General features: G+C 66.5%; 13 protein-coding genes and 1 other annotated feature. Of the genes, 7 read left to right on the top strand and 6 right to left on the bottom strand.

Annotated elements, in window-relative coordinates; genetic code table 11:
- Nucleotides 1-258: 258 nt before the first annotated feature.
- Nucleotides 259-1,140 (bottom strand): LysR family transcriptional regulator, encoded by an 882-nt coding sequence (locus tag AC1VVK_RS18790; protein WP_482906301.1) that lies wholly within the window; start codon nucleotides 1,138-1,140, stop codon nucleotides 259-261.
- A gap of 87 nt (nucleotides 1,141-1,227) precedes the next feature.
- Here AC1VVK_RS18790 and AC1VVK_RS18785 point away from each other — a divergent pair, with 87 nt between their 5' ends.
- From AC1VVK_RS18785 to AC1VVK_RS18770, 4 genes are all read left to right on the top strand, one after another.
- On the top strand, nucleotides 1,228-2,688 hold the full coding sequence (locus AC1VVK_RS18785) for an amidohydrolase family protein (protein WP_482906300.1): 1,461 nt from the start codon (nucleotides 1,228-1,230) through the stop codon (nucleotides 2,686-2,688).
- The gene (locus tag AC1VVK_RS18780; protein WP_482906299.1) at nucleotides 2,685-3,845 is read left to right on the top strand and encodes an amidohydrolase family protein; all 1,161 of its coding nucleotides are present in this window, start codon (nucleotides 2,685-2,687) and stop codon (nucleotides 3,843-3,845) included. Before AC1VVK_RS18785 ends, AC1VVK_RS18780 begins: the two co-directional genes overlap by 4 nt.
- 138 nt (nucleotides 3,846-3,983) lie before the next feature.
- Nucleotides 3,984-4,862: a pirin family protein gene (locus AC1VVK_RS18775; RefSeq protein ID WP_482906298.1), complete on the top strand. Its 879-nt coding sequence runs from the start codon at nucleotides 3,984-3,986 to the stop codon at nucleotides 4,860-4,862.
- Nucleotides 4,863-4,956: 94 nt separating this feature from the next.
- Nucleotides 4,957-5,012 (top strand) — a sequence feature (sul1 is cis-regulatory element that is thought to sense ions involved in sulfur or methionine metabolism; They are found in Alphaproteobacteria).
- Nucleotides 5,013-5,080: 68 nt separating this feature from the next.
- Nucleotides 5,081-6,562 carry a SulP family inorganic anion transporter gene (locus AC1VVK_RS18770; protein WP_482906297.1) on the top strand — a complete coding sequence of 494 codons (1,482 nt, stop codon included), beginning with the start codon at nucleotides 5,081-5,083 and terminating at the stop codon, nucleotides 6,560-6,562.
- Between the two features lie 317 nt (nucleotides 6,563-6,879).
- Here AC1VVK_RS18770 and AC1VVK_RS18765 read toward each other — a convergent pair whose 3' ends face one another.
- The 3 genes from AC1VVK_RS18765 to AC1VVK_RS18755 are packed head-to-tail and all read right to left on the bottom strand — an operon-like array spanning nucleotide 6,880 to nucleotide 9,422.
- A complete protein-coding gene (locus AC1VVK_RS18765; protein ID WP_482906296.1) occupies nucleotides 6,880-7,671 on the bottom strand; it encodes an alpha/beta fold hydrolase in 792 nt (263 codons plus the stop codon).
- Between the two features lie 15 nt (nucleotides 7,672-7,686).
- Nucleotides 7,687-8,100 (bottom strand): organic hydroperoxide resistance protein, encoded by a 414-nt coding sequence (locus AC1VVK_RS18760; protein WP_482906295.1) that lies wholly within the window; start codon nucleotides 8,098-8,100, stop codon nucleotides 7,687-7,689.
- A 38-nt stretch (nucleotides 8,101-8,138) separates the two neighbouring features.
- Nucleotides 8,139-9,422 carry an epoxide hydrolase family protein gene (locus AC1VVK_RS18755; protein ID WP_482906294.1) on the bottom strand — a complete coding sequence of 428 codons (1,284 nt, stop codon included), beginning with the start codon at nucleotides 9,420-9,422 and terminating at the stop codon, nucleotides 8,139-8,141.
- A gap of 229 nt (nucleotides 9,423-9,651) precedes the next feature.
- On the opposite strand from AC1VVK_RS18755, the gene AC1VVK_RS18750 reads away from it, so the two are divergent.
- Together AC1VVK_RS18750 and AC1VVK_RS18745 are read left to right on the top strand one after the other, a co-directional pair.
- Complete coding sequence (locus AC1VVK_RS18750; protein ID WP_482906293.1) at nucleotides 9,652-10,743, top strand: redoxin domain-containing protein; 1,092 nt, start codon at nucleotides 9,652-9,654, stop codon at nucleotides 10,741-10,743.
- Nucleotides 10,744-10,872: 129 nt separating this feature from the next.
- Nucleotides 10,873-13,680 carry an ATP-binding protein gene (locus AC1VVK_RS18745; RefSeq protein ID WP_482906292.1) on the top strand — a complete coding sequence of 936 codons (2,808 nt, stop codon included), beginning with the start codon at nucleotides 10,873-10,875 and terminating at the stop codon, nucleotides 13,678-13,680.
- On the opposite strand, the gene AC1VVK_RS18740 is transcribed toward AC1VVK_RS18745, so the two are convergent.
- Both AC1VVK_RS18740 and AC1VVK_RS18735 read right to left on the bottom strand, forming a co-directional pair.
- Complete coding sequence (locus AC1VVK_RS18740) at nucleotides 13,655-14,530, bottom strand: SDR family NAD(P)-dependent oxidoreductase (protein ID WP_482906291.1); 876 nt, start codon at nucleotides 14,528-14,530, stop codon at nucleotides 13,655-13,657. The genes AC1VVK_RS18745 and AC1VVK_RS18740 overlap by 26 nt on opposite strands.
- A gap of 28 nt (nucleotides 14,531-14,558) precedes the next feature.
- Nucleotides 14,559-15,983 (bottom strand): aldehyde dehydrogenase family protein, encoded by a 1,425-nt coding sequence (locus AC1VVK_RS18735; RefSeq protein WP_482906290.1) that lies wholly within the window; start codon nucleotides 15,981-15,983, stop codon nucleotides 14,559-14,561.
- Between the two features lie 93 nt (nucleotides 15,984-16,076).
- On the opposite strand from AC1VVK_RS18735, the gene AC1VVK_RS18730 reads away from it, so the two are divergent.
- The gene (locus AC1VVK_RS18730; protein WP_482906289.1) at nucleotides 16,077-16,967 is read left to right on the top strand and encodes a LysR family transcriptional regulator; all 891 of its coding nucleotides are present in this window, start codon (nucleotides 16,077-16,079) and stop codon (nucleotides 16,965-16,967) included.
- Nucleotides 16,968-17,018 lie beyond the last annotated feature (51 nt).

Below are 17,018 nucleotides of genomic sequence, written 5' to 3'. Positions count from 1 at the left end.
TCGTTCAATTCGCACCATTGCCCATATAAATCGCAGCATTATCCGAAGAAATTGACCTTTTCAATTTCCGATAACGCCTAAACGACCGGATTTATTCGGATAACACAGCGCAGAGACGCCGCTATACTCTCTACGACACGACGCATGCGAAGCTTTCATGCCGCAGGAAGCAACATCCCGGACCAATCGTCGGATCGTTGCAGGTCGCCCGTAGCGTGGGCGCGTCCGTAATCGCGGCCGGGAGGATCCAGGCTAAACTCAGGCGCTGCCGGATGTCCTCGGCGGCGCCAGAGTCATCCGCTGTTCCAGGACGGCCTTTGTCATGTCCACCAGTTCGGCAATCGGCTCCGCATTCTCGCGCGCGTAGAGCGAGACGACCATTGGGGCCGCTTCGCCCAACCCTGTCAATCGGCGCAAGGCCCTGCCCTCCACCACCGAGCGGGGCAGCAGCGACAGGCCCATGCCCGCCTCCGTCGCGGCCAGAACGCTCTGCAAGCTGCTGCCAGTAAAGGCGACATACCACCGCCGCCCGGCCGCTTCGAGCGCGCGGAACATCGGCTCGCGGTAAAGGCCGCCGGGGGGAAAGGTGACCAGCGGCACCGGATCACGCGCCTCCAGCGCGTGATCGCGGGCGGCGAACCAGCCAAGCGGCTCGGGATAACTGGCGCGGCAATCGGGCGCGGGCCGGTCTTCCTTGACGACGACAAGATCGAATTCGCCCTGCCGGTACCGCGCCGCGAGATCGCGGCTGAGGCCGGTGACGACATCCAGACGAATGCGACTGTTGGCCGCCGCGAAACCGGCAAGCCGCTGCGCCATGGCGGGCGTTGCCAGATCTTCGGGCAGGCCGATGGAAACCCCCGCCGTGCCCGCCGGATCGCGCAGGAGGTTGCGCGCTTCCTCGTCAAGTTGAAGGATGCGCCGCGCATGGCCAAGCAGCCGCTCCCCCATGGCGGTGGGGCGTACCGGGCGCGCCGCCCTGTCGATCAGCGGATGACCTGCCGCTTCCTCCAGCCGGCCCAATTGCTGGCTGATCGTGGACTGCGTCATCCCCAATTGCTCCGCTGCGCGGGTGAAATGGCCGCTATCGACGATGGCCACGAAACTGCGCAGAAGCCGGGGATCGAGCATGATGATCATGTATATATAGAATGATGGGCATTCTGACATCTAATTTGTGAATGCATCTGCGATCTCCTACCAAGGCGACAAAGGAGACAGGTGCCCATGAAGTTTCTTGCCCCGTTGATCGCCGGCCTCATGGCCTCCGCATCGCCCGCTCTGGCGGCAAGCGAGGGCGACCTGATGATCCGCCACGTCACCGTGATCGACGTGGAACATGCGCGCGAGGTGCAGGATCAGGCCGTGGTGCTGCGCGGGGCGGACATCGTCGCGGTGGGCGGCGATGGCGAAGTTTCCCGCCAGTGGCACGCGCAGGATGTAGTGGAGGGCAAGGGCCGCTTTTTGATCCCCGGGCTATGGGACATGCATGTCCACTTCGGCGGCGGGCCGGACCTGATCGAAGAAAACAAGGCGCTGCTGCCGCTCTATGTCGCGCATGGCATCACCACGATCCGCGACTGTTCGGGCGACCTTCCCGATCAGGTGCTCGCCTGGCGCGGAGAGATCGCCAATGGCACCCTGTTCGGCCCGCGTCTGCTGACCTCCGGCGCCAAGATCGAAGGCATCAAACCGGTGTGGAAGGGCACCATCGAAGTGGGCAGCAAGGCCGATGTCGATGCCGCGCTCGCCCGACTGCAGGACCGTGACAAAGTGGACTTCGTGAAGATCACCGACAGCACGCTGGATCCGCAGCTGTTTCTCTATGCCGTATCGCAGGCCAAGGCGCGCGGGCTGCGTACCTCCGGCCACATCCCGATGGCGCTGAAGGTCGGGCAGGCGGTGGATGCGGGGATCAGCTCGATCGAGCATATCGACTATGCCTACAAGGCCGGCGTCAAGGACGAGGCGGCAATCGCGGCGGACTTCGCGGCCGGCCGCATCGACCGCGCGGAAGCGAACCGGCGGCTCGATGCCGGGTTCGACCCGGCCACTGCCATGGCCTCCTACCGCAACTTTGCGCAGAAGGGCGTCTTCGTCACGCCGACGCTCAACGGCGGCCGCGTCCTCGCCTGGCTGGACGCGGACGACCATGCCCACGATCCCTACCTCGCCTATATCGGCCCGAAACTGCGCAAGACCTATGACTGGCGCATCGAGCGCGCGGCCAAGGCGGACGCGGCAGCCATCGAGGCCCGCCACGCCCATTTCGAGCATGAGGCCGCCGTGCTGCCGATGCTGGAAAAGGCCGGTGTGATGGTGATCGCGGGCACCGACGCGGGCTTCCTCAATTCCTTCAACTATCCCGGCATCGGCCTGCATGACGAGCTTTCACTGTTCGTGAAGGAAGGGCTCACGCCCGCGCAGGCGCTTTCCGCCGCGACCCGCGCGGGTCCCGCATGGTTCGGCCTGCTCGACCGCTATGGCGCGGTGAAGAGCGGCATGGCGGCCGATCTGGTGCTGCTGGACCGCGATCCACTGAAGGAGATTTCGGCGACTCGCGCGATCCGGGCAGTAGTGATGCGCGGCAAGCTGCACGACCGCGCGGCGCTCGACGCCATGCTGGCCGAAACCCGCAGCAAGGTGGCGGCGTGGAACGCTGCCGAAAGCAACGGAGCGGCACAATGATCGACCGCCTCTTCACAAATGCCCTGCTGGCGGACGGCCGCTCGGTCGACCTTGCGGTGCGGGACGGGGGCTTCGCTGCCATCGGCCCCAACCTTTCCGCCGACGCGGCAATGGAAACGGTCGATCTGACCGGCAAGCTGGTGCTGCCCGGCTTCGTCGACGGCCATATCCATCTCGACAAGAGCTTCGTCGGTGAGCTTTGGCAACCCCATCGCCCGGCCACGAACCTGCGGGAGCGGCTGGCCGCCGAGAAAGCGCTGCTGGCGAAAGTACGCCCCACCGCCCAGCGCGCCGATGCGCTGATCGCGCAAGTCGCCGCCTTCGGCACGGTGGCCATGCGCAGCCACGTCGATGTCGATGCCACCACCGGCCTCTCCCACCTCCACGCGGTGATGGAAGCGCGGGAAAAATGGCGCGACCGGGTGGACATCGAACTGGTCGCCTTCCCGCAGGCCGGCATCCTGACCTGCCCGGGCACGGCCGACATTCTGGAGGCAGCCATCGCCGACGGCGCCGAAGTGGTGGGCGGCATCGATCCCGAGGGCATGGACGGCGATTCCGACGGGCATCTTAACGTGATCTTCGGCCTTGCCGACCGGCGCGGCGCGAAGATCGACATCCACCTCCACGAAGGCGGCGCGGGCGGCATCGCGCAGCTCCATCGCATCGCCGCACGCACGCAGGCGCTGGGCCTTGGCGGGCGCGTGGCGGTCAGCCATGCCTATGCGCTGGGCGATGTGGACGGGGCCGTGCTGGACGGCATTGCCCGCGCGCTGGCCGATGCGGGCGTGGCGATCATGACCAATGCGCCCGGCGACCGTACTTTCCCGCCCATTCTTCGCCTGCGCGAACATGGGGTCAGGGTCTTTGCCGGCAACGACAATATTCGCGATGCCTGGTGGCCCTACGGCAATGGCGACATGCTTCAGCGGGCCATGCTGATCGGCTACCGTTCGGGCTTCTACCGCGATGAGGAACTCGCCGTCGCGCTGGCCATGGCGACGGAAGAAGCGGCACGCGCTCTCGGGCTGGAGCCGCCCCGGCTGGAGGTTGGTATGGCCGCCAGCTTCGTCGCCCTGGAGGCCGATACGCCGGCGGCTGCCGTCGCGGCCCCGCCCGCCGATCGCGTGGTCGTCCATCGCGGCCGGGTGTTCTGATCGGACACCCCCTTCCAGAAGGCATTGGCCCTTCCGGAAGGCATTGGCACTCTTGCTATCCGGGCTGTCAGGGCCGAGATGGAGCCTCGTGATGCAACGAGGGCGCTTCGCAGTGCCCGCATTCGATAGAGAACTCGCATGACCAGCCGCTCCGTTGCCGGGATACATCCCGCCCATCGCGACGATATCGCTGACCTCATCACGCGGCGCCCCGTGCCTGGGCCCGGCATCGATCAGGTCGACCCCTTTCTGTTTCTCAATCACCACGGCCCGCAGGTCTATCAGCCCGGAAACAACGGCCTGCCTTTCGGCCCTCACCCGCATCGCGGGTTCGAGACGGTGACGTTCATCCTGGAAGGCAATCTCGCCCACTACGATACGGGCGGGCACGAGAGCATCATCGAAGCGGGCGGCGTGCAGTGGATGACGGCTGGATCCGGCCTGATCCATGCGGAAGTGTCGCCACCCAGCTTCAAGGAAGCGGGCGGCGCCATGGAAATTCTCCAGCTCTGGGTCAATCTGCCGTCAAACCTGAAGATGACGGCCCCGCGTTACACGGGCGTCCAGGCCGATGGCATTCCCGCGATCCCGATCGCAGACGGTCAAGGCACGCTGAACCTGATTGCGGGCGCGTTTGGCGATGTCACCGGTCCGATCCCGTCGTTGACGGGAGTGTTCATGTCCACCGTACGCCTGTCTGCCGGAGCAAGTCTTGACCTGCCGGCGCCCAAAGGGCGGAGTGTCTTTCTCTACGTCGTGTCTGGAAGCGTTTCGGTCAGCGGCAAGGCGGTGAACGCCTGGCACCTCGTAACCATGGACGAAGACGGCGATCTGGTGTCGTTCGAAGCGCACAGCGACGCGGTTCTGCTGTTCGGCCACGCGGACCCGATCGGTGAACCGGTGGTAGCGCACGGCCCCTTCGTGATGAACACGCGCGAGGAAATCGGTGAGGCCATTCGCGACTATCAGGCCGGCAAGTTCAACGGCACGGGTCCCTTGCTCGGCGTCGGCCAGTAAGCGAGCAGCGCCCCGCATCTTCGACCCGCGCGTGGCGCTTTAGGGCGATGACTGTTGCGCCCCCTACGCGATATCGCTAACGGCCTTGCATTCGCTCGGACCCGGTGAAATTCCGGGTGGCTATTCCGGCCGCCGATCCGCCGGACAACGCACTTCGCCAGCATTGACCCTTCCTGGCCGTGCCAGTTGCTTGCGATTACTGCGGAATATCCCGGTTCATGAATTTCCGATCTTTCGCTCGTTATCGTGCCGAGTGGTTCGGCGGCGGCGTCGCCGCTGCACGCCGCGATGTCCTGGCGGGCCTGGTGGCCACATTTGCGCTCATCCCTGAGGTCATCGCGTTTTCGTTCGTGGCCGGAGTGGACCCGCAGGTCGGCCTTTTCGCCTCCTTCGTCATCGGCATCGTGATCGCCTTTGCCGGGGGGCGGCCAGCGATGATCTCCGGCGCGGCAGGTTCGGTCGCGCTCGTGGTCGGCGCGCTCGTGAAGGCGCACGGCCTGCAATACCTGCTGGCAGCGACGATCCTTGGCGGACTTCTCCAGATCGCGTTCGGACTGGCGAAACTGGACGTTCTCCTTCGCTTCGTCTCGCGTTCGGTGCGCACCGGTTTCGTCAATGCCCTGGCGATCCTGATCTTCTCCGCGCAAGTGCCGCAGATGCTGGGCGTGACCTGGCATACTTATGGGATGATCGCGGGCGGCCTGGTCATCATCTATCTGGTGCCCAGGATCTTCAAGGCGATCCCCTCGCCGCTGATCTGCATTGTCGTCCTGACGGCGATCGCGATGGCCTTCCCGATGCCGATCCACACCGTTTCGGATCTGGGCACGCTGCCCGCTTCGCTGCCCGTCTTTGCCCTGCCGGACGTGCCTTTGAATCTTGAGACCTTGCGGGTCATCGCGCCCTATTCGCTGGCGATCGCAGCGGTTGGACTGCTGGAATCGATGATGACGGCCAGTGTCGTCGATGACCTGACCGAGACCGCCAGCTCGAAGGCGCGCGAATGCACAGGACTTGGGCTGGCGAACATGGCGGCGGGTGTGTTTGGCGGCATCGCCGGTTGCGGCATGATCGGACAGACGGTCGGCAATGTCCGTTATGGCGGGCGAGGCCGCCTGTCGACGCTGGCAGCGGGCGTTTTCCTGCTTGTGGTCCTTGTGCCCTTGCGGCCTTGGGTTGCCCAGGTCCCGGTCGCGGCGCTCGTGGCGATCATGATCATGGTGTCCGTCAGCACGTTTTCGTGGACATCGTTGGGCGATCTGGCCCGCCATCCCAAAGTCTCCGGCGCCGTCATGCTTGCCACCGTCGCGGTTACGGTGGCGACCCACGACCTGTCATCAGGCGTGATCGTCGGCGTGCTGATGAGCGGCGTCTTCTTCGCGTTCAAGGTGACCCGGATGATGGATGTGGCGATCACCTACGATCCGGATACGGACACGAGGACTTACGCGGTTTCCGGCCAGATTTTCTTCGCAAGCGCCGATATCTTCGCCGATCGCTTCGACTTGCGCGATACGGCCCGAAGCGTGCGCATCGACCTGACCGCCGCCCATTTGTGGGACGTGACGGCGGTGGGGGCGCTGGAAGTCGTGGTGGACAAACTGCGCCGACACGGGATTGCCGTCGATCTGATCGGGTTGAACGAGGCAAGCGCCATATTGGTGGACCGTCACGCGCCGCTCGTCCGTCGTGCAGGATGAATGATCGGCCGCAAAATGCCGGTCTGAGGATGTAAAGGGCGGTGCATAAGGCAGCCAATGCGGGAAAGCGGACACGCCCCCTACCCCGCTCATCCTGAGCTTGTCGAAGGATCTTGGACCAGCGCCACGCCTCGGAGGCTTCGACAAGCTCAGCCTGAGCGGATTTAAAGGGCTGGAATTGCGGGTTAGCTGCCGTCCGATTTCATGCTTTTCTGCGTGAGCGCCTGCGAGAACCCCCGGCCGGCCTTGTGAGGCCGACCGGGGGCAGCCCGCGCACCGCGGGGGGAACGGTGGGGCTGTCGATACGCAGTCTTGGCTTATGGGGCCTTGGCCGCGCGCTCGATCAACTGCGCCACTTGGGCCGGGTGTGAGACCATGACGACATGCGAGGCGCCCTTGACCACCACCGTTTCGCGCGCGCCGGCCCGCTGCGCCATGAACTGCATCGCCGCCGGGGGAATGTTGCGGTCGGCATCGCCATAGACGAACCACGAAGGCACGTGCTTCCACGCCGGAGCGGTCGAGGCTTCCGAAAGCGCGGCATCGGCAATCGGGCGCTGCCCTGCGGCCATGAGCAGCGCCTGCGCTTCCGGCACATCGGCGGCGAACTGCGCGGGGAAGCGGGCCTGCTGGATGTAGAGGTCGTTTCCGCCACCGGCCAGCGGCACCGGTGGCGCCAGCGTCGGCCCCAGCGTGCTGCCGGGGAACTTGCCGGTCAGCCCCAGCGCGGTCTCGCCCGCTTCGGGTGCGAAGGCGGCGACATAGACCAGCGCCTTGACGTTGGCCGCGCCCTCGGCCGCTTCGCTGATGACCGATCCGCCATAGGAATGGCCGACCAGCACAACCGGGCCGGCGATGCCCTTCACCACGTCCGCCACGATATCGGCGTCCGCGCGGACCCCGCGCAAGTTGTCCGGCGCGGCAACGACGGCGTAGCCGTCATGCTGGAGCGCGGCGATCACGCCGTTCCAGCTCGACGAATCCGCGAAAGCGCCGTGGACGAGAACCACGGTAGGCTTTGCCGCCGAAGCTGCGGGCTCTGCCTGAGCAGCCGGTGCAAGGAGGCCAGCGGCGAGCATCAGCCCGCCAGCGATAAGCGATTTCTTCATGGGCTGTTCTCCAGTTCAGACGAGCGCGACGACGGTGTCGATGTTGCCCTTCACCGCCTTCGAATAGGGGCAGGTGCGATGGGCGGCCTCGATGATCTGCCGGGCGAGGTCCGGATCGAGGCCGGGCACGCTGACGTCGAGCCTTGCGGCCAGCGCATAGCCGTCGCCCCCGTGGCGCAGTTCCACTTGCGCATCGATCGCGAGCGTTTCGGGCAGCTCCACGCCTCTCGACTTCGCGGCGATCGCCATGGCGCCTTCGAAGCAGGCGGACCATCCGGCGGCGAACAGTTGCTCCGGGTTGGTGCCCGCGCCGGATGTGCCGGGGGTGGTCAGCTTCACGTCAAGGTGGCCGTCGGAACTGCGGGCGGCGCCTTCGCGGCCCCCGGTTACGTGGACATGAGCGGTATAGAGGGTCTTGCTGTCGGACATGGGTTTTCTCCTGTGGGGGGGCGGATTTGGTGTGAAGGTCAGCGGAGCGGGCGGAACGCGGCGCGCACTTCCTGTGCGAAGAGCGCGGGCTGTTCCCAGGCGGCGAAATGGCCGCCGTCGCTCACTTCATTGAAGTAATAGAGGTTCGTGTAGCAGCGCTCGGCCCAAGTCTTGGGCGCGCGGAAGATCTCGCCGGGGAAGACGCTGACGGCCACCGGCAGGTCGATCACCCCGCGCGCGTTGAAGTTGTTGCTGTGGTCCTCCCAGTAGATCCGCGCGGCAGAGGCGCCGGTGGCGGTGAGCCAGTAGAGCGAGATGTCGTCGAGGATCGCGTCGCGGCCCAGCACGCGCTCGGGCTGGCCGTCGCTATAGGTCCACTGCGCGATCTTCTCGTACATCCACGCGGCCATGCCGACCGGCGAGTCCACCAGCGAATAGCCGATGGTCTGGGGCCGCGTGTTCATCATCGCGGCATAGGCGGAATTGTCGCGGTAGAAGGCTTCCAACTGGTCGAAGGCGGCGCGTTCCTTGACGGAAAGGCTGGCAGGCGCGGGATCTCCGGCGGCGAGGATATGGGCCACATCGGCGGGCACGACGGCGGGCATGTTGAGGTGGATGCCCAGCAATCCCGGTACTTTCTGCAAGGCCATGCGCTGCGAGATCACCGAGCCGCAGTCGCCGCCCTGGCTGACATAGCGATCATAGCCAAGGCGCAGCATCAGCGTGGACCATGCCCGCCCGATCCGGTCCGATCCCCAGCCCGGCACCGTCGGCTTCGCGGAGAAACCGAAGCCCGGGATCGAGGGGATGACAAGGTGAAAGGCATCTTCCGCCCGCCCGCCATGCGCGGTGGGATCGGTGAGCGGGGCGATCACGTTCAGGAACTCCAGCACCGAGCCTGGCCAGCCATGGGTCAGGATCAGCGGCATGGCGTTTTCGTGGCGGGAGCGGACGTGGATGAAGTGGATGTCCAGCCCGTCGATCTCGGTCATGAACATCGGCAGGGCATTGAGACGAGCTTCGACCTTGCGCCAGTCGTAGGCGCCCGCCCAGTACTGCATCAGCGGCTGCAAGGTCTGTCGGCGCACGCCCTGGCTGTCATCGCTGACGGGCTGCGGATCGGCCCAGCGGGTCTCGGCGATCCGGCGCTTCATGCTGGCGATCTCGGTTGCGGGAATGGCGATGCGGTACGGGCGGACGCTGTCTTGCGTAACCGCCGCGCGGGCCAGGCCGGGCATCGCCGTCATCATTCCGGCCAGCGCCGCGCCCTCTCCGATCCGGGCGACGAAATCGCGCCGCGATGTGGAATATCCTGCAAGCATTTGTCTATCCTTCCGCCGATCATCCGATCTGTTGGCTGGATGATAGAGCGGACGCGCTTCGGGCGCCCGTTAGGTGCCGCAATGTCGTGTTAGCGTCTGCCTGGGAGCGCTTCAGGCACCGCGCGCTGTCACCGGCTAACGCGGCCCATCAGCATCTGGCGTGAAGCGCGCCGGACGGCGCCCTAGATCTCTTTCCCGATCAACAGGCGCTCAACCGGAGATATCCGTCATGACCACGAACCGCTCGATAGGCTTCATCGCCGCTGCCCTGATGGCGGCGGGCACCACCACCGCGACGTGCTGGCGCGAGGCGCTGGCGCGCACGCCAGCGGACGGCGATGCCATTGCTTCCGCGCCCAGCGATGCAACGCCGCGCCCGCTGCAAGTGCTGGCCGATGCGCGTCCATGGCTGGGCGGGGCCGCACCGTCGCTGCGCGGCAAAGTGGTGGTGGTCAATTTCTGGACCTATTCGTGCATCAACTCGCTGCGCGCCCTGCCCTACCTGCGCGGCTGGAACGAACGCTATGGGGACAAGGGCCTGACCGTCATCGGCGTTCACGCGCCCGAGTTCGATTTCGAGCACGATCCCGGCAAAGTGGGCGCGGCCACGCAGGCGCTCGGCGTCGGCTACCCCAACGTTCAGGACAACGACTATGCCGTCTGGCGCGCCTTTGGAAACGAGGGCTGGCCGGGGTTCTACATCATCGACGCCCATGGCCGCGTGCGCGGCTATACCGTGGGCGAGGGCAATTATGCCGAGGCGGAGCGACTGATCCGCAAACTCCTTGCCGAAGCCGGGCATGATGTGTCCAGCCTGCCCGAAGCCCCGATCGGCGCGGCAGGCGTGGAAGCGCAGGCGGACTGGTCGAACTTGCAATCGCCCGAGGCCTATCTCGGCTATGCTAAGGCGCAGGCCTTCGCCTCCCCCGGCGGACTGCTTCGCGGCGGTTCGGGCACTTACACTCCCGCCGCATCGCTGCCGCTGAACCGCTGGGACCTGGCCGGAAGCTGGACCGTCTCGCGCGAATTCGCCCGGCTCGACAAGTCCGGCGGCGCGATCCGCTTTCATTTTCATGCGCGCGATGCCCATGCCGTGCTCGGCGCGCCGGCCGATGGCCAGCCGGTCCGCTTCCGGGTGACGATCGACGGCAAGGCCCCCGGCGCCGATCACGGAACCGACACCGACTCCGCCGGATGGGGGGAACTGCGGCAGGACCGGCTCTATCAACTGGTCCGCCAGCATGGGCCCGTTTCCGACCGCACCGTGCGCATCGAGTTCTCGCGCCCCGGCGTGCGCGCCTATTCGTTCACGTTCGGATGATCTGATCTCGCCCCCAACTCTACTAAAGCCTCTCCCACGACCGGCAACCATCGTATAGGTAGCCGGACATGCCGCACTGCGGCATGATTAAAGTGCGGCATTTTAGTGAGATAGGGGCAAGACGGCATCGTGGCGCAAGGTGAAAGTCAGAACCCGGACAGGCAGGATCTGGGCGAGCGAATGGCCTTCGGGCGCTTCTGCCTCCATCCGGCCAAGCGCCTGCTGACGCGCGACGGGCAGCCGGTGGAGATCGGCGGGCGTTCGTTCGACATTCTCGTCGCTCTGGCCGAGCAGCCGGGCCGCGTTCTGTCCAAGCGCGAACTGCTGAAACGGGTCTGGCCCGACGTCGTCGTCGAGGATGGCAGCCTGCGCTTCCACATGGCGGGGCTGCGCAAGCTGCTGGGCGAAGGCGCGGATGGCGACGGCAGCCGTTACATCGCCACCCAGGTCGGCGTGGGTTACGCCTTCGTCGCTCCCGTGGAGCGGCTGGAAGTGGAGCGGTCGGAGCATGCCGTCGCGGTTGCCCAGCCAGTTCCGGCTCCGGCGGGCTTCACCACCAACATTCCCCCGCCGCTGCCGCATCTTATCGGCCGCGAGCGCGACCTCGATCTGCTGCTGGCCCGCGTGGTCGATACCCCGCTGTTCACGATTGCGGGCCCGGCGGGCGTCGGCAAGACCTCGCTGATGATCGAGATCGGCCACCGCCTGACCGCGCATTTCGCGGGGCAAGCGGCTTTCGTGGACTTCGGCATGCTGGAGAACCCGGCGCTCGTGCCGCCGATGATCGCGGGCGCCATGGGCATTTCGGTGCAGAGCGGCGATCCCGCCGCCGTCATCCTTGGCCATTTGCGCGGCGGCCCGTTCCTGCTCCTGCTCGACAATTGCGAGCATGTGATCGAGCAGGCGGCCGAGATCGTCGAGCGCATCATCGAAGCCGCACCGCAAGCCCGCATCGTCACCACGTCGCGTGAGCCGCTGCGCGCACTGGGTGAGCATGTCCACCGCCTCGATGCGCTGGACTATCCGCAGGAGGTGAAAGGGCTGACGCGCGAGGAGCTGCTGGCCTATCCGGCGGTGGAGTTGTTCTGCGAACGTGCCCGCGCCGCCGACAGCACGCTGGAAATCGACGATGCGGACGCCCGCCTGATCGCGGACATGTGCCAAAGGCTGGACGGCATGGCGCTGCCCATGGAACTGGCCGCCGTGCGTGTCGCCACGCATGGGATCGCGGCGACCGCGCGCCAGATCGGCGAGCGTTTCAGCCTGGCTTGGTCCGGCCGCCGCACCGCGCAGCCGCGCCAGCAGACCCTGCGCGCGACGCTGGACTGGAGCTACGACCTGCTTACCCCGGCCGAGCGCACGGTGCTGGACCGACTGGGCGTCTTCGTCGGGCCGTTTTCCGTCGATGCGGCGCTCGACGTGGTGACCGATGCGGCCTTGGGGTCTGACGAGGCGGCGATGGCGCTGGACGACCTCTCCGCCAAGTCGCTGATCGCCGCCAACCGGGCGCGAGGATCGGGCACCTACCGCCTGCTCGAAATGACCCGTGCCTATGCGCGCGAAAAGCTGGCCGCGCGGGGGGCCGAGGAACACCGCGCCACGACCCGCCGCCATGCGATGTTTTTCCTTTCCGAACTCGAAGCCATCGCCGCGCAGGACAAGGCCGCGTTTCAGGATACCCGCTCGCTGCGGCCGCAACTGGGCAATATCCGCAGCGCGCTCGACTGGAGCTTCGGGCCGGAGGGCGATATCCGCCTTGCCGTGCGCCTGGCGACGGCGAGCATGCGGGTGTTCCTCAATCTTTCGCACCTGGTCGAGTGCCGTACCTGGGCCGCCCGCGCCATTGCCGCGTTGGAAACCGATCAGCGCGGCACGGCGATGGAGCTGGAATTGCAGGGCGCGCTCGGCATCGCCTTGATGTTCACGCGCGGCAACACCCCCGAGGCGGGCGAGGCGCTGGCCCGCGCGCTGGAGGTTGCCACTCTGGTGGAGGACCGCTGGAGCCGCCTGTGCATGCTGGGGCGGCTGCACATCTTCCATGAGCGGATCGGGGAATATGCCGTGGCCATGGCCCACGCCGAACAGGCGATCGCGGTGGCGGAAGAGATCGGCGAGCCGGAAGCACTGGCCGTCGCCTGTTCACTCTCGGGCATTTCCCATCACCTCGCCGGCGACCAGACCCGCGCGCGCCGCGATCTGGAGCGGGCGCTGGAGAACAGCCCGCAATCGCAGCGCAATCTTACGATTGCCTACGGATTCGACCATCGCAACCGCTCCGGCATAGCACTGGCCCGCGTGCTGTGGCTGGCGGGCGAGTCCGACGCCGCGCAACATCTGGCCGAGCAGACCGTGGCCGAAGCGGCAGCGCTCGATCACCCGGTCACGCATTGCATCGCCCTGATCTGGTCGCTGTCGGTCCACTTGTGGATGGGCGACGTGGCGCGGGCCGAGCAGGCACTCCGCACTTTCCGCGATTGCGCGCAGGTCGATGCCCTTGGCCCCTATATCGCGGCGGCACAGGGTTTCGGGGGTGAATTGGCCATCGAGTACGGACGCTATGCCGAAGCCGTCGAAGCCCTGGAAGAGAGCCTCTCGCAATTGCGCGGCGCGCGCTACGAACTGCTGGCGACCCCGTTCTCGATCGCGTTGGCGCGCGGGCTTGCCGCGGAGGGCAGGCTGGCCGACGCACTGCGGGCGGTGGAAACCACGATCGCGCGATGCACCGCCAGCGGCGAACGGATCGCCTTGCCCGAACTCTTACGGATCAAGGCGGCCATCGCCGGTGCCGGTGGTGCCACGGAGGATGCGCTCGCCGCGCTGGAACAGGCCGGGGCAGTCGCCCGGCAGCAAGGCGCGCGCGCCTGGGAAATGCGCGTGGCTGCCGACCGGGCGGGACTGCTTGCCCACTCGGTCAGCCCGGGGGCAACAGAGCGGTAAGCGCGTGGCCCTCCGGCCCGTCGAACACGGTGGCGCAGCTGACGCCGAGCCACCGGGCATGGGCTTCGCCGCGCTCGGCTTCGGCGGCGTCGAACGAGGCCAAAGCATCCGTGCCCAGCACCAGATGGGCAGGCACGTCGTCGCGGCGGGCGAGGCCCAGAATGACCTGCGCGATGCGCGCCGGGTCGCCCACCTCGTTGCCCGCATAGGCCCTGATCCGCTCCAGCGTAACGCCGACCGTTTCGGCATAGTCCGGCAGCACGGCGCTTGAGGCGGCATTGCCCGCGATATCGGCCCAGTCCGTGCGCATGCCGCCCGGTTCCAGCGACACGATGCGGATGCCCAGATGGGCGACTTCGCTGCGCAGGACTTCGGTGAAGCCGCCGACCGCCCATTTCGCCGCCTGATAGGCAGAGAGTCCCGGCGTGCCGACCCGCCCGCCCACGGACGAGACATTGAGGATGTGACCCGAACGGCGCTCCCGCATGAACGGCAGCACCGCGCGCGTCATGTTGACGACGCCGAACAGGTTGGTTTCCACTTCGGCGCGGAAATCGGCGGAGGATTTCTGCTCGAACGCTTCGAAATGGCCATAGCCCGCATTGTTCACCAGCACGTCGATCCGTCCGAAGGCGGCAATCGCGGCGGCGGCAGCCTCGCCAGCGCGCGCCTCGTCGGTCACATCCAGCGCGAAAGGTTCGATGCGGTCGCCGTAAATCGCCTTGAGGTCGTCAAGCTGCGCCACGTTGCGGGCAGCGGCGAGCACGTTGTCGCCGCTTTCCAGCACAGCGGTCAGGATCGCGCGGCCAAGGCCGCGCGCGCTTCCGGTGATGATCCAGGTCTTCTGCATGTCTTTTGCTTTCTGTCGGGGGGAAGGATCAGGCGGCGGGCTTCAGGATCGCGCGCGGCTCCAGGAAGGCGTCGAGACCATAGGCACCGATCTCGCGCCCAAGGCCGGACTGGCGAAAGCCGCCAAACGGCGCGCGGGGATCGTGCGGCGCACCGTTGATGACGACGCGCCCGGCCACCAGCTGCCGCGCCACGCGCAGCGCGCGGCCTTCGTCCGAGGAGAGGACATAGGCCTGAAGCCCGAAGTCTGAATCGTTGGCGATGGCGATGGCGTCAGCCTCGTCGTCATAGGTGATGACGCTCAGGACCGGGCCGAAGATCTCCTCGCGGGCGATGCGCATGGTGTTGGAGACATCGGTGAAGATCGTCGGGCGCGCGAACCAGCCCCGATCCAGCCCTTCGGGCCGTCCTTCGCCGCCGGTCAGCAGGGTGGCACCTTCCTCCAGTCCCAGCCGGATCCAGCTTTGCACGCGTTCGCAGTGCGCGGCATTGGCGAGCGGGCCGATGCGCACTTCCGGATCGGTGGGAATACCGACCTTGAGCCTTTCCGCCTCCCGCTTCAGGCGCGCAAGGATCTCTTCCCGGCGCGAGCGCGGCACCAGAATGCGCGATCCGGCGACGCAGGCCTGCCCGCTGTTGGCAAAGCCGCTCATCAGCGCAATGGGGATCGCGGCATCGAGATCGGCATCGTCAAGGATGATCGTCGGGCTCTTGCCGCCCAGTTCCAGCACCATTCGCTTCATCGTTTCCAGCGCCGAACGCTGGATGATCCGTGCCGCCGGCGTCGATCCGGTGAAGGTGATCAGCGCCACGTCGGGATGGGCCGTCAGCGCCGCGCCGACTTCCGGGCCGGTACCGTTCACGACATTGAGCACGCCCTTCGGCAGCCCCGCCTGATGCAGGCATTCGAGCAGCACCTGCGTCTGGATCGCGCTCTGTTCGGCGGGCTTGATGACGATCGTCGATCCCGAACCGATGGCATGGGCCAGCTTGGTCGCGATGAAACCGAAGTTGCTGTTCCACGGCGTGATCGCCCCGATGACGCCGAGCGGCAGCATCGTCACGGCACTGGAACCGGCCGTCCGATCAAAGGCATAGTCCTCCACCGAGGCGGCCATGACTTCGAAAACGGAAGCGGTGTTCTGCACCGAAAAGCCGGTGAAATAGGCCGGTGCGCCGTATTCCTCGGTCATTGCGGCGATCAAATCGTCGGTCCGGGCCTTCACGGCGTCCCGCAGGCGATAGAGCATGGCAATCCGCTCTGCCTTGGTGGTGCGCGCCATCGCCGGGAACGCCCGTTTGGCCGCCGCGACGGCCAGACGCACATCCTCCGCATCGCCCAGACGGACGCAGCCGATCGGTTCTTCGGTGGCGGGGTTGAAAAGGTCGAAACGCGCGCTCCCGTGCGGCGTCACGAAAGCGCCGTCGATGTAGATCTTGTCGATATTCCGCATTGTCCGTCTCCATTGGTCAGCGACGATATGGCTTACGCAAGCTGTTCCGATTAGAAGGACAATGAGAGACAGGCTGATGAGGAAAATCGCGCAATGCCCAAGGCGAGCCTCGCCGAACTGGAAGCCTTCGCCACCGTCGCGCGCCGGGGCGGCTTTCGCGCCGCTGCGCGCGAACTGGGGGTTTCCTCCTCCGGGCTGAGCCATGCCATCGCCGCGCTGGAGGAGCGGCTCAACCTGCGCCTGTTCAACCGCACCACGCGCAGCGTCGCCTTGACCGCGGCAGGCGCGCGGTTCCTGGAGGAAATCCTCCCCGCGCTCGCCGCAATCGATGGCGCGATCGAGAATGCGGGGGAGCATCTGGGCGAACCCTCGGGCCTGCTGCGCCTCAACATGGCGGCCGGCGCGGCGCGGTTCGTCATGGCACCGCTGATCCGCGACTACCTTGACCGCTACCCCCGCATGCAGGTGGAGATCGTCAGCGAAGCGGCGCTGGTCGACGTGATCGGCAAGGGCTTCGACGCCGGGATACGGCTGCGGGACAGCGTTCCGCCCGACATGATCGCCGTGCCCATCATCCCGGAGGTGCGCCTTGTCGTGGTCGGTTCACCGGACTACCTGCGGGATCGCCCACGGCCGATCGTCCCGCGAGACCTGCTTGCGCACGAATGCATCCGCTACCGCATGGGCAGCGGGCGCATCTATCACTGGGAATTCGCGCGCGGCGACGAGCGACTGGAACTGGACGTGCCGGGCCGCATGATCGTCGACGACAGCGGGCTGATGCACGATGCGGCGCTCGAAGGGATGGGGCTGGCCTATCTGGCCGAGGAGACGGTCGCCGCGCATGTTCGGGAGGGGCGCCTGACGCGGCTGTTGACGGACTGGATGCCTCTGGAACCGCCGCTGTGCCTTTACTACTCCGGGCGCCGTCAGGTCCCGGCCAAGCTGCGCGCCTTTATCGAACTCGCGCGCGCTCTGAAATAGCGCAGGCCGGACATGTTCGGCGGAGCGGATGAAAACCGATCCAGAAGACGC

It is taken from the genome of Novosphingobium sp. BL-S-32, assembly GCF_056857055.1.
Note: the sequence above shows the minus strand (reverse complement) of the source record. Positions and strands in the feature narration are given on the sequence as shown.

Bases quoted from the DNA above. Each gene is read 5' to 3' on its own strand.
- AC1VVK_RS18735 (WP_482906290.1), bottom strand. From the start codon at position 15,983: ATGCGGAATATCGACAAGATCTACATCGACGGCGCTTTCGTGACGCCG.
- AC1VVK_RS18755 (WP_482906294.1), bottom strand. From the start codon at position 9,422: ATGCTTGCAGGATATTCCACATCGCGGCGCGATTTCGTCGCCCGGATC.
- AC1VVK_RS18775 (WP_482906298.1), top strand. From the start codon at position 3,984: ATGACCAGCCGCTCCGTTGCCGGGATACATCCCGCCCATCGCGACGAT.
- AC1VVK_RS18770 (WP_482906297.1), top strand. From the start codon at position 5,081: ATGAATTTCCGATCTTTCGCTCGTTATCGTGCCGAGTGGTTCGGCGGC.
- AC1VVK_RS18785 (WP_482906300.1), top strand. From the start codon at position 1,228: ATGAAGTTTCTTGCCCCGTTGATCGCCGGCCTCATGGCCTCCGCATCG.
- AC1VVK_RS18730 (WP_482906289.1), top strand. From the start codon at position 16,077: ATGCCCAAGGCGAGCCTCGCCGAACTGGAAGCCTTCGCCACCGTCGCG.
- AC1VVK_RS18790 (WP_482906301.1), bottom strand. From the start codon at position 1,140: ATGATCATCATGCTCGATCCCCGGCTTCTGCGCAGTTTCGTGGCCATC.
- AC1VVK_RS18740 (WP_482906291.1), bottom strand. From the start codon at position 14,530: ATGCAGAAGACCTGGATCATCACCGGAAGCGCGCGCGGCCTTGGCCGC.
- AC1VVK_RS18750 (WP_482906293.1), top strand. From the start codon at position 9,652: ATGACCACGAACCGCTCGATAGGCTTCATCGCCGCTGCCCTGATGGCG.
- AC1VVK_RS18760 (WP_482906295.1), bottom strand. From the start codon at position 8,100: ATGTCCGACAGCAAGACCCTCTATACCGCTCATGTCCACGTAACCGGG.
- AC1VVK_RS18780 (WP_482906299.1), top strand. From the start codon at position 2,685: ATGATCGACCGCCTCTTCACAAATGCCCTGCTGGCGGACGGCCGCTCG.
- AC1VVK_RS18765 (WP_482906296.1), bottom strand. From the start codon at position 7,671: ATGAAGAAATCGCTTATCGCTGGCGGGCTGATGCTCGCCGCTGGCCTC.